This is a genomic window from Streptomyces sp. NBC_00620 (assembly GCF_026341825.1).
GTDB lineage: Bacteria > Actinomycetota > Actinomycetes > Streptomycetales > Streptomycetaceae > Streptomyces.
Map to the genome: position 1 here is coordinate 2,298,796 of NZ_JAPENY010000002.1, position 11,647 is coordinate 2,310,442.

Consider the following 11,647-nt stretch of genomic DNA (forward strand, 5'->3'; position numbering starts at 1 on the left):
CATGCCAATCGTCGAGATCAGCATCGTCGCCGGACGCCCTCCTTCGATGGTCCGCGACCTCATCCACCAGGTGCATGCCGCCGTACGGGACTCCCTGGACGCCCCCGACGGGGCCATCCGGGTCCTCGTCCACGAAATCCCGCCGGAGCACTGGGCTGCGGGCGACATCACCAAGGCAGAACAGGAGACATCCCAATGAGCGATGACCGCCCCGAGAGCATCGATGACTTCCGGGCGACGTACGAACGGATGCTGGGCTTCGTCCCGCCGCGCGTCGCCTCCCGTTTCGAGGCGTCCGAGAAGGACAACCCGGAACTGCTGCTGGCGCAGGAGCGACTGCGCAACATGGTCATGTATCCGGAGGCGCTGGACCAGAAGACCGTCCAGCTGGTGCTATTCGGCATCCTGCACGCCAAGCTCAGCGACGCCGCCAAGCTGCACGGCCTCGCCGCGCTACGGGCCGGTGCCAGCTGGGACGAGCTGCACGCCGTCATCGACCTGGCGTTCCTGTTCACCGGATTCTCCGCGATCAACCGCGGCCCCCAGGTGCTGGCCGACATCGCGGAGCTGGAAAAGAAGGCGAAGGAGAACGAGCGTGACTGAGCCGCTCTACGAACTGGCCCACCTCGGCCACGCCGAGCTGCTGACCCCCGTGTACGACCAGAGCCTGGCCTTCTTCACCGAGGTCTACGGGCTCGACCTGGTGCACGAATCCGGCGGCAGCGCCTATCTGCGCGCCTGGGGCGACCACGACCTGACGACCCTGAAACTGACCGCCGCCGACCGGGCCGGCCTCGGTCATGTCGCCTGGCGCGCGGTGAGCCCGCAGGCCCTGATCCGCCGGGCCGCGGCGCTGGAGGAACGCGGCGTCGACGGGGAGTGGATCGACGGGGACTTCGGGCACGGCAAGGCGTACTCCTTCATCGCCCCGAGCGGCCAGCGCATGGAGCTCTACTACGAGACCGAGAAGTACCGAGCCCCGACGGGCAAGGCCTCCTACCTGCCCAACCAGCCCCAGTCCTCCGTCACCCGGGGAGTCGGCGCGGCGCGCATCGACCACATCAACGTCCTCGCGAACGACGTACCGGGCACGCGCGAGATCATGTGCGAGGCCCTCGGCTTCAAGCTCCGCGAGCACCTGATCCCGCCGGGCCAGCCCGAGGTCGGCGCCTGGCTCAGCCTGATGAACAAGGCCCACGACCTCGCCATCACCCGCGAACCGGTGCCCGGCGTCAGCGGGCGGCTGCACCACCTCGCGTACGCCGTCGAGAACCGCGAGGACGTGCTCCGCGCCGCCGACATCTTCTGCGAACTGGGTGTCGAGATCGAGTTCGGCCCGGCCAAGCACTCGCGCACCCAGGGCTTCTTCCTCTACGTCCTGGAGCCGGGCGGCAACCGCATCGAGGTGTTCTCCGGCGGCATCCACATCTTCGCCCCCGACTGGGAGCCGGTCACCTGGACCACCGAGGGCCAGGGCCGCTCCACCGCCTGGGGCCTGGACGTGCCCCCGAGTTTCCACTCCCACGCCACCCCGGTGCTGCCATGACGCGGGAGCTGACCGCGAGCTTCGTGACCCTGTCCGGCGCGGGCTTCGCGCAACCCGCCCGAGTGCCGTTCGCGGAGCGCTGCCGCGCGGCGGCCGCCGCAGGCTTCACCGGCATCGGCCTGCACACCGACGACTACCGGCTGATGCGGGTCGCCGGGGCGAGCGACGCGTCCATGCGTGCCGTGCTCGGTACTCACGGACTCGCCCTGCGGGAAATCGAGTTCCTCAGTGGCTGGGCCTCGGCGGGCACCGGTGGCGGTGACACCGCCGCAGCCGTGGGCGCGCTCGCCCGGGCGTTCCGGCCGCATCACGTCACGGCGGGCGAGTTCACCGGGGACGAGCTCGACATCGCGGCGGCGGGTGCCAGGCTCCGTACGATCTGCGACCGTGTCGCCGCGTACGGGCTGCGTGTCGCGGTCGAGGCGTTTCCCTGGTCCGGGCTGAAGGACGTCGCCACCGCCCGCGCGGTGGTGGAGGCCTCCGGCGCCCCCAACGCCGGGCTGATGATCGACGTCTGGCACTTCTACAACACCCGCTCCAGCCTGGCCGACCTCGACGGTCTGCCGCCCGACCGGATCGTGGCCGTCCAGCTCAATGACGGCCGCGTCGTGGACGGCGACTTCCTCACCGAGGCACGACAAGGGCGCCTGCTGCCCGGCGACGGTGAACTGGACGTCCAGGGACTGCTGTTGGGCCTGCACGAACGCGGTTTCCGCGGTCCGTACTGCATCGAGGTCAACTACCCCGGCTACCGGGACCTCCCGGTCGACGAGATGGCGGCGCTGGCCTTCACCAAGGCGTCCAAGGCTCTTGGGGTGCTTCCCGCGAGCTGAACGCCCCGGCCCGCAGCTCCTGCCCGCTCGCCGTCCGCCGGCCGATGGCGAGCGCGGACATATCCACGACGTTCCCGCTCGGAGACCGCCGAGTCACCCTGACGCGCGCGCGTGGCGAGATCCGCTGCGTAACCGCGGTGACCCAGCTCCGAGAGCGTCGCCCCCTCCTGCAAATCCTCCGCGAATGCGGTGGTCGAGATGTACTGGCACAGACAGCCCCGGTTGCCGCAGTGGCACGGTCGCCCACTGGTCTCGATGACCACATGCCCGAACTGCCCGGCGGCCCCGCCGGCACCGGAGAACAGCCGTCCGTTCAGGCTGACCCCGCCGCCGATGCCGTCACTGCCGTGGATCGCGGCCACACACTCGACCTCCGGGCGCAGGGCGGCCTCGGCGATCACGGCCGCGTCACCGTCGTTGAGGAAGGCGAGCCGTCGGACGGTCGGGGGTGCGGTTCGGATGAGATCCGGGATCAGGACGTCGGTCCACCCGAATGGCGGCACCTGCAGGTGCGGCGAGGCCACAACGCCAGGCAGCGCGATCACGAGGCTCGCTGTGAGCGGCGGGAGGCCGGTCGTGCCGAGCAGCTTCTCGTACTCCGCGAGGACATCGAGCACCGCCGCGGGCAGCGAGTCCGGCCGTCGCTCCTGGCGGGCGTAGCTGTTCGCCAACTCGACCCCGTCCGTACCGCGGACGCTGATAGCGACTGCCTCGACGCTCACCTCGACTCCGACCGCCAGCGCGAAGCGGGAAGCCAGCCGCACCGCCCGGCGGGGTCGTCCCCTGGTGCCGGTCCCGGCGATCTCCGTATCTTCGACCAGCCCGATCCGGCGGAGCTCCGCGAGCAGGTTCGCCGCGGCGCCGTTCGCAAGCCCGGTCTCGTCGGAGATCGCCGTCTGCGATGCGATCCGGAGGCGGTCGATCGTGCGCGACACGACCGCGAGATTGGCCCGACGGACCCCGTCGAGGCGTTGCACCACGTACTTCGACCCGGCCGTCGCCACGCTATCGCCTCCCTGCCCAGGGTAAGGGACGGACGGTCGGCCGTACCTGTATCGCCCCTTCCGGCCGATCTTGAGAGAGAGTCAGGGGGCGGCGTGCTCGGGCAGGCCTGCCCAGAGGAGGCGGCGTTCGCGGCGGGGGTCGTATGCGATCCGTGGCCGGTCGTCGAGGATCATCGTGGCGCGGTCCTCCGGTTCGTAGCGGGGCCAGTCGGGGGCGCCGGTGTGCAGGAAGGCCCGCACCGCTCGGTGCAGCGTCGCGGTGACGGCGAGGTCGGCCGGGCCCATGGGCGGGGCGGGCGGCAGGCCGGCCAGGTTGTTGAAGGCGGGCGGGCGGGCCCAGAGGCAGCGGTTGTCGGCGCCATGGGTCGCGCCGAGCCGGTCGTACGGGGGCAGGCCGGGCACGTGGTCGAAGCGGCTGAACCAGACCTGGCCGCCGGCCGCGTGCTGTGCCTCGGCCAGCCGGATGGCCGGGATCAGCCACATCGTGTCGTCCAGGAGGTCGAGTTGAGGGTCGCGGCCGGCCTCGGGGAGGGACACGTACGCCTTCCCGAGCTCGGCCCAGCGCTGCTCGCCGAGGGCCGCCTGACCGGCCCTGTCCGTGCCGGCCAGGACCGGGGCGGCAGGGGGGCCGAGGAAGATGTCCATCTCGTGGCTGACGTGGCTGATCCACACCGGGAGGTGCCGGGCCTCACCGCTCAAGACCGCCGCCAGCGGCGCCTGGTGCAACACGGCGCCGTCCACCACGGGGCAGAAGCCGTCGCCGCGCAGCACCTCGTCGCCCGCGCCGGCCACGACGTGCGCCGCGGCGTCCCGCAGCGCCCGGACCGGCACGTCGGCCAGCCGGTCGGCGGTCGTCTCCAGGGCGGTGAGCAAGCGGTCGACTACCTCGGCGTTCTGGTCCGGGGTGTGGACGTTGCGGGCGGCGCCGCTGAGCACCAGGGCCTGGTGGAACAGCCCGCAGGCGGCCGGGACCGCCAGCAGGGTGGTGGTGAGCATGCCGCCGGCCGACTGGCCGGAGAGCGTCACCCGGCCGGGGTCGCCGCCGAACGGGGCGATGTTCCCGCGCACCCACTCCAGGGCCGCGACCAGGTCGCGCAGTGCGGGATTGGCGGTGTCGGCGATACCGAGGTGCTCAAGGTCGACGAAACCGAGCGGGCCGAGCCGGTAGTTGACGGTCACCACGACCGCGTCGCACACCTCGGCCAGCCACGCGCCGTCATAGAGACCGCCGCTGCCGTGCAGGAACGCGCCGCCGTGGATCCAGAACAGCACCGGCCTGGGCGCGGCCGGCTCCGCCGGGGCCCAGACATTGAGGGTGAGGCAGTCCTCCTCGCCCTCGACGCCCTGGCCGGAGGCGCGGGAGGCCGGGGTGAACTGGACCGCCTGGGGACCGAAGCGCGTGGCGTCCCGTACCGCCGTCCAGGGCTTGACAGGAGCCGGCGGCCGGAAGCGGAGCTCCCCGGCGGGAGGCGCGGCGTAGGGGATGCCCTTCCAGGAGAGGACCGGGCAGCCCTCCGCGGCGCCTCTGACGGGCCCCAGCAGGGTCTCCACCTGTATCCCTGGCATAAGCGCCCACCTCTTCGTGGCCGATCAATGTACTCACTGGTTCGTTATATCTAGCGGCGAGACGCCTCCGCCGCAAGAGGTGAAGCGTGACGAAATAACTTCCGCCGGATGTCTTGACGTCGGCCGGAAGTGACCCCACAGTCCCCTATTAACTTCCTAGTACGTTAATTGGCTGCCATCCCCGCCAGCCATCCGGCAGGTCCGCTCGACACGGCATCCCCGTAAGCGAGTTGTGATGTCGTCCGCCGCGCTCGTCCCCCCTCTGTCCCCGCTCACCCCGGCCGTTCCCGCAACGGGAGCACTCGCGGTACTCAAAGAGGAGCACACGTGACCGCTCGTTCGCTCGATGACGCCTCGGAGTCGAAGACTCCACCCAGTGGGCACCGAAAGGCGGCCCTCGCCGCATGGATCGGCAGCGCCCTGGAGTACTACGACTTCTTCATCTACGGCAGTGCCGCCGCGCTGGTCTTCCCCAAGGTCTTCTTCGACCCGGACGACCCGGCCACCGCGACCCTGATCTCGATGGCGACCTTCGGTGTGGCCTACGCGGCCCGCCCCATCGGCGCCGTCTTCCTCGGGCACTTCGGGGACAGGATCGGCCGCAGGAAGATCATGGTCTTCACGCTCTTCCTGATGGGCCTGTCGACCTTCCTGATCGGCTGCCTGCCCACCTACGGCCAGGTCGGCACGCTGGCCCCGGTCCTGCTCGTGGTGCTGCGCTTCCTCCAGGGGCTGTCCGCCGCGGGTGAGCAGTCCAGCGCCAGTTCCCTGACGCTCGAACACGCGCCGGAGAACCAACGCGGCTACTTCACCAGCTTCACCCTCAACGGGACTCAGTTCGGCCTGATCATCTCCACCCTGGTCTTCATCCCGATCGCCTCCCTCCCGGAGAACCAGTTGCTCACCTGGGGCTGGCGCATCCCGTTCCTGCTGAGCGCGTTCGTGACCCTGGCCGCGTACTTCATCCGGCGCAACCTGCAGGAGGCCCCGGCCTTCGAGGAGATCTCGGAGCGCGCCGAGGTGGCCAAGCTGCCGGTGGTCGAACTCCTCCGGGACCACTGGGCCGACATGCTGCGGGTGGCTTCGGCGGCGCTCATCGCGGCGGTGAGCACGATCGGCGGGGTCTGGGTGCTGTCCTACTCCACCGGTGCCGTCGGCCTCGACCGCACCACCATGCTGTGGGTCAGTGTCTTCGCCAACCTGGTGGCCCTGATCGCGCTCCCGATGTGGGCCAAGCTCTCCGACCGCATCGGCCGCAAGCCCGTCTTCCTCATCGGCTCCATCGGCAGCGCCGTCATGATTTTCGTCTATCTGGCTGCCGTGACCTCGAAGAGCTACCCGCTGATCTTCCTGGCCGGCGCAGCCACCATGGGCCTGGTGTACAGCGCCTCCAACGGCATCTGGCCCTCGCTCTACGCCGAGATGTTCAACACGCGGGTCCGCCTGTCGGGCATGGCCATCAGCACCCAGTGCGGGTTCGCCATCACCGGATTCGCCGTCACCTACGCGGCACAGCTCTCCGGCTCCGACGGCAAGAACTGGGTCGCTGTCGGGATCCTCACCGCCTCGATGTGTGTCGTCAGCTCGATCGCCGTGCTGACCGCCCGCGAGACCTACAACGTGCCCACCGCCGAGCTCGGTATGAAGCCGGGCATGCGCCAGGCCCAGGCCGCCGAGCGCGAGTCGGCGGAGTCGACGGCCGTCTGACCCTGTCCCCCGTCCCCGCCGCGCCTGCGGCCGTCCGCCCCCGTGCAGACGGCCGCAGGCGCACCAACCTCCGATTGCCGGAAGGAACCCCGCGATCACTGTGACCTCCTCCACCGTGACCCCCTCCACCGTGAGTTCCTCCTTTCTCACAGGGCTGATCGGAGCCGGTATCGGCCCCTCGCTCAGCCCCGCCCTGCACGAGCGGGAAGCGGACCGGCACGGTCTGCGCCTGCTCTACCGCATCATCGACATCGACGAACTGGCGCTGCCGGCCACGGCCGTTGGCGAACTGCTGAAGTCCGCCCGCTCCCTGGGATTCGACGGCCTCAACATCACCCACCCCTGCAAACAACTCGTGATCGAGCACCTGGACGAACTCGCGCCCGAGGCGGCGGAGATCGGCGCCGTCAACACCGTCGTCTTCCGGGCCGGGCGCGCCATCGGGCACAACACCGACGGCACCGGATTCGCCCAGTCCTTCGCGCGCGGACTGCCAGACGTACCGACCGGTTCGGTCCTGCAGCTCGGGGCGGGCGGGGCCGGGGCCGCCGTCGCTCACGCGCTGCTCACCGTCGGCGCCGACCGGCTCGTCCTCGTGGACGCCGACCAGACGCGCGCGGCCGTCCTCGCCGCCGCTCTCAACCGCACCTTCGGGCCCGGCCGGGCGAGCACCGCGCCGCTGCCGGACCTGGCGGCCGAGCTGGCCCGCGTCGACGGCCTGGTCCACGCCACCCCCACCGGTATGGCGGGCCACCCGGGGCTGCCGTTCCCGGCCGAGCTGCTGCACCCACGGCTGTGGGTGGCCGAGGTCGTGTATCGCCCCCTGGAGACCGAGTTGCTGCGCACGGCACGCGCCCTCGGCTGCCGCACTCTCGATGGCGGCGGCATGGCCGTCTTCCAAGCCGCCGACGCGTTCCGGCTGTTCACCGGCTGCGAGCCGCACATCGATCGTATGCTCGAAGACCTCGCCGACCTCGTCGGCAGTCCCACCCGGTGAGGAACCTCAATGCCAGCTTCCGTCCCCCCGCGGCCCCTGACACTGACAGAGGGACAGCCCGCTGCCAGACGTACCCGGGACGCCTCACGGACCCAGGCCGAGATCCTCGAGGCCGCGACGGAGGAGTTCGCTCGCATCGGCTATTCCGGCGCCCGCATCGACGACATCGCCGACCGCACCCGGACCACCAAACGCATGATCTACTACTACTTCGGCAGCAAGGAACAGCTGTTCACGGCCGTACTGGAGCGGGCGTACGCCAGCATCCGGCACAGCGAACAAGAACTCGGCGTCGAGCATCTCGACCCGGTGTCCGCGATCCGTCGGCTGGCCGGTCTCACCTTCGACCACCACGAGGCGCACCCGGACTTCATGCGTCTCGTCAGCATCGAGAACATCCACCAGGCCGAGCACATCGCCGCCTCGCCGACACTGCGTTCGCTCAACGCCCCGGTGATCGCCATCATCGACCGGATTCTCCGCGCGGGCCGCGAACAAGGGGTCTTCACCGCCGGGGTGGACGCCGTCGATCTGCACATGATGATCAGCGCATTCTGCTGTTTCCGGATCACGAACCGGCACACCTTCGGCGCCCTCTTCGGACGGGACCTCACCGCACCGGACCGCCGAGATCACTACCGGACCCTGCTGGGCGACATGGTCATCGCCTACCTCACGACCGGCGAACAACCCGCCATCGGGTAGGGCGTGCCACTGCAGGCCCATGCCCGGGGCGGGTCGGCGCTGTCGGCGCGCACCGCGCAGGACAGTGCCGACCCGCCCCGGCCTGTAATTCCGCCCGAGTCGGCCGGTGTTCAGCTGTTGCCGCGGGCGCCTCTGCGGCGCAGGGCGATGAAGCCGCCCGCGATGGCGAGGACGCCGGTGGCGGCTGCGGCGGCGATGCCGCCCGTGCCGGTGGCGGCGAGGTCCTCGCCCCGGCCGCCCTGCGGCTGGGTTCCGTCGGAGGCGTCGGCGGCAGGGTTCGCGGCGCCGGTGTCGGAGGTGGACGCCGTGTCGGACGTACTCGCGGACGGTGTCGGCGCGGTGGCGGAGACGATCGCCTTGTCCCGGGTGAAGGCCAGGGTGCCGAAGCCGAGGTGGTCGAGGCCGCCGCCGGTTCCGTAGTCCCCGCCGCCGCCCTCGGGCCTGACCTTGGCGGCCATAGCGCTCACGTACGGGGCGTCGAGGCCACGGCGGTTGACGTAGTGGTTGTAGAGGCCTTCCCAGATCGGGCGCACTTGACCTCGGGACCACGTGGACGCTTCCGTGAACGTCTCCCATCCCTCCCACGAGCCGGGCGCGCCCTTGTGCCAGGTCCAGGAGGTGAAGGGGACGTCGTGGCCGAGGTTCCACTTGGCGGCGTACTCGACGCCCTTGAGGACGCGGCTGTCGTCGTAGCCGTACAGGTCGATGCCCTGGTTCCACGCCATTTCACAGATGGTGCCCAACAGGCCCACGCTCAGCAGGGCGTGTCCCTGGTCGCGTCCGACCTCCACCATCTGTCCGAGGCCGCCGGGGTGGAGGAACGGGATGGCGTTCTTGACGGAGCCCAGGCCCTTGCCGGTCTTGAAGTACGTGACGGCTTCGTCGACCTTGTCCTGGTCGTCGCAGAGGATGCCGACGGACAGTACGCACGCCACGCTCAACAGGTCCCAACTGCTCCAGTAGTTGGAGTCGTAGGCGCCGTTGTGCTTGGCGAGGAAGCTGCTGCTCATCGGGTAGAAGACGGCCAGCATCATCTTCTTGAACCGGGCGAGGTCGAAGCCGTTGTAGCCGCGCATGATCTCCGCGGCGTTCGCGAACTGGTAGCCGTGGATGCCCGCCGCGATGAACCGGTCGGCGCTGCCGTCGAGCGTGGTGAGTTTGGCCGACCAGGCGTTGAGGATGTCGCGGGCGGCGTCCGCGTGGGCCGTGTCGCCGGTGACCTTCCAGCGCAGCGCGTTCTGGTAGGCGGCGTGGACGTCCCAGGCGAGCGTGGCGACATTGTCACCGTCTGCGCCGCGGATGACTGTCGCGAGCGGGTTCGCCCTCCAGGTGCTCAGCCCGCGCGGATTGCCCGCCAGCTTGGCGTAGCCCTCCTTCCACAGACCGGTGCCCGCCTTCACCTTGGCGGCCATACGGTCGAAGTCGGCCTGCGTGTGCAGCATCCCCGGATGTGCGAAGGCGGGAGCGGCGGTCGCGGGAGAGGCGGCGGCGCCGACCGCGGCTGTCCCGAGGCCGGCCGCCACGGTGGCCGCGCCCGTGATCCGCAGCACGCTGCGTCGGCTCATCATCGGTCGGCTGTCGTCCTGGCTCATTGACACTGAATTGGCTCCTGTCGGATTCGGCATACACACAGGAGACGTGCGGGCGGATCGCGGATAACAGAAACCGCGGAAGGGAGTTTCGAACGCCTCTGGCACACTGCCATCCTTCGGAACGTCAGCATCGGGCGTTCGTCGACGAGGTGGGGCGGGACAAGGTGGGACGGGATCGCTCGCAGGACGTGCGGGAACGGCCGGACGTCGCGGTGGTCGTGGCGGCGCGGGCGGGCGACCCGGAGGCGTTGGAGCACCTCGTGCGGGCCTGTCTGCCGTTGGTCTACAACATCGTCGGGCGGGCCCTCGACGGGCACAGCGACGTCGACGACGTGGTCCAGGACACGATGCTGCGGGCCCTGGACGGGCTGTCGGGCCTGGAGGAACCGGAGCGGTTCCGGTCCTGGCTGGTTGCCATCGCCGTACGGCAGGTCCGCGATCGGTGGCGCGGTCGGCAGGTTCGGCCGCAGGCGGATCTGCCGGACGAGGCTGTCCAGGAGACGGCCCCGGAGGCGGACTTCGCCGATCTGGCCATTCTCCGGCTGGCCCTGTCGGGACAGCGGCGCGAGGCGGTGGAGGCGACCCGCTGGCTGGAGGACGAGGAGCGTGAGGTGCTCTCGCTGTGGTGGCTGGAGGCCGCCGGGGAGCTGACCCGTGCCGAACTCGCGGCGGCCTGCGAACTCGCGCCGCAGCATGCCGCGGTACGGGTGCAGCGGGTCAAGGAGCGGCTGGAGTCCGGGCGGGCCGTGGTGCGGGCTCTGGCCGCGTCGCCGCGCTGTGCGGAACTGGAGGCGCAGCTGGCCTCCTGGGACGGCCGGCCGAACGCGCGGTGGCGCAAGCGGCTGGCGCGTCATGTCCGCGACTGCCCGCAGTGCCTGTTCAACACCTCCGAACTGGTCCCCGCGGAGGGGCTGTTGGGCGGCTTCGCGCTGGTGCCGGTGCCGATCGGCCTGGCGGGGCTGTTGCTGGCCAAGTCGATGCCCTCGGCCTCGGCGGCGGGTGGGACCGCGCACGCTCCCGACAGCGCAGGCCGGGTAGCACACGTGCTGGGCAGGTTGGCGACCAAGCCGGTGGCGACGTTGACGGCCGGGGCGGTGGTCCTCGCTGGTGCCGGCGCTCTGTATGCCTACACACGGTCCGACGCGCCCGTACGACCACCTGCGGCGCAGGCACAGGTCCAGGCCCCGACATCGTCCGCCACCCCGTCGTCACCGCCGACCCCGACGACGTCCGCCACCCCGACATCGACGGCCGCCTCGACGCTTCTCGGGCGCCACGCCCTGCGATCGGTCGACCAATCCGGCCGCTATGTGCGTGAAGTCGGCAATCTCGGCTTCCTCAGTCCCGTCGCCGCGACCAGTCCCGAGCCCGCGAAGCAGGAAGCCACCTTCCGATTCGTCACCGGACTGGCCGATTCCCACTGCTACTCGATCGAGGACGCCTCAGGCAGATACCTGCGCCACTACGCCTTCCGAATCCAACTGGACGCGAACGACGGATCGGCCGTCTTCCGGAAGGACGCCACTTTCTGCGCCCGGCCCGGTTCCACCGACGGGTCGGTCTCCCTGGAGTCGTACAACTACCCCGGTCGCTACCTCCGTTACCGCGACAACCTCGAACTCTGGGTCGACCCCGCCCAGAACACCACCGCGTTCCGCGCCAGCCGTTCCTTCACCGTCGTCGCGCCCTGGACCTGA

General features: G+C 70.4%; 11 protein-coding genes. 8 read left to right on the forward strand and 3 right to left on the reverse strand.

Features of this window, described 5'->3' with window-relative positions:
* Nucleotide 1 precedes the first annotated feature (1 nt).
* The 4 genes from OG246_RS29685 to OG246_RS29700 are packed head-to-tail and all read left to right on the forward strand — an operon-like array spanning nucleotide 2 to nucleotide 2,379.
* Nucleotides 2–199, forward strand: coding sequence for a tautomerase family protein (locus tag OG246_RS29685; RefSeq protein ID WP_266470038.1), 198 nt, complete (start codon nucleotides 2–4; stop codon nucleotides 197–199).
* On the forward strand, nucleotides 196–603 hold the full coding sequence (locus OG246_RS29690) for a carboxymuconolactone decarboxylase family protein (protein ID WP_266470040.1): 408 nt from the start codon (nucleotides 196–198) through the stop codon (nucleotides 601–603). Before OG246_RS29685 ends, OG246_RS29690 begins: the two co-directional genes overlap by 4 nt.
* Nucleotides 596–1,546, forward strand: a complete 951-nt coding sequence (locus OG246_RS29695; RefSeq protein WP_266470042.1) for a VOC family protein — start codon at nucleotides 596–598, stop codon at nucleotides 1,544–1,546. The genes OG246_RS29690 and OG246_RS29695 overlap by 8 nt, the downstream gene beginning before the upstream one ends.
* Nucleotides 1,543–2,379 carry a sugar phosphate isomerase/epimerase gene (locus OG246_RS29700; RefSeq protein ID WP_266470045.1) on the forward strand — a complete coding sequence of 279 codons (837 nt, stop codon included), beginning with the start codon at nucleotides 1,543–1,545 and terminating at the stop codon, nucleotides 2,377–2,379. Before OG246_RS29695 ends, OG246_RS29700 begins: the two co-directional genes overlap by 4 nt.
* Here the strand turns inward: OG246_RS29700 and OG246_RS29705 are convergent.
* A complete protein-coding gene (locus OG246_RS29705) occupies nucleotides 2,295–3,383 on the reverse strand; it encodes an ROK family protein (RefSeq protein WP_266470047.1) in 1,089 nt (362 codons plus the stop codon). The genes OG246_RS29700 and OG246_RS29705 overlap by 85 nt on opposite strands.
* 81 nt (nucleotides 3,384–3,464) lie before the next feature.
* On the reverse strand, nucleotides 3,465–4,949 hold the full coding sequence (locus tag OG246_RS29710; RefSeq protein WP_266470049.1) for a carboxylesterase/lipase family protein: 1,485 nt from the start codon (nucleotides 4,947–4,949) through the stop codon (nucleotides 3,465–3,467).
* 327 nt (nucleotides 4,950–5,276) lie between these two features.
* On the opposite strand from OG246_RS29710, the gene OG246_RS29715 reads away from it, so the two are divergent.
* From OG246_RS29715 to OG246_RS29725, 3 genes are all read left to right on the forward strand, one after another.
* Nucleotides 5,277–6,656 (forward strand): MFS transporter, encoded by a 1,380-nt coding sequence (locus OG246_RS29715; RefSeq protein ID WP_266470050.1) that lies wholly within the window; start codon nucleotides 5,277–5,279, stop codon nucleotides 6,654–6,656.
* A 100-nt stretch (nucleotides 6,657–6,756) separates the two neighbouring features.
* Nucleotides 6,757–7,653: a shikimate dehydrogenase gene (locus tag OG246_RS29720; protein WP_266470052.1), complete on the forward strand. Its 897-nt coding sequence runs from the start codon at nucleotides 6,757–6,759 to the stop codon at nucleotides 7,651–7,653.
* A 9-nt stretch (nucleotides 7,654–7,662) separates the two neighbouring features.
* On the forward strand, nucleotides 7,663–8,358 hold the full coding sequence (locus OG246_RS29725) for a TetR/AcrR family transcriptional regulator (RefSeq protein ID WP_266470054.1): 696 nt from the start codon (nucleotides 7,663–7,665) through the stop codon (nucleotides 8,356–8,358).
* 110 nt (nucleotides 8,359–8,468) lie between these two features.
* Here the strand turns inward: OG246_RS29725 and OG246_RS29730 are convergent, their stop codons facing one another.
* On the reverse strand, nucleotides 8,469–9,950 hold the full coding sequence (locus OG246_RS29730; RefSeq protein ID WP_266470056.1) for an alginate lyase family protein: 1,482 nt from the start codon (nucleotides 9,948–9,950) through the stop codon (nucleotides 8,469–8,471).
* Nucleotides 9,951–10,114: 164 nt separating this feature from the next.
* Here OG246_RS29730 and OG246_RS29735 point away from each other — a divergent pair, with 164 nt between their 5' ends.
* Nucleotides 10,115–11,647: a sigma-70 family RNA polymerase sigma factor gene (locus OG246_RS29735; RefSeq protein WP_266470059.1), complete on the forward strand. Its 1,533-nt coding sequence runs from the start codon at nucleotides 10,115–10,117 to the stop codon at nucleotides 11,645–11,647.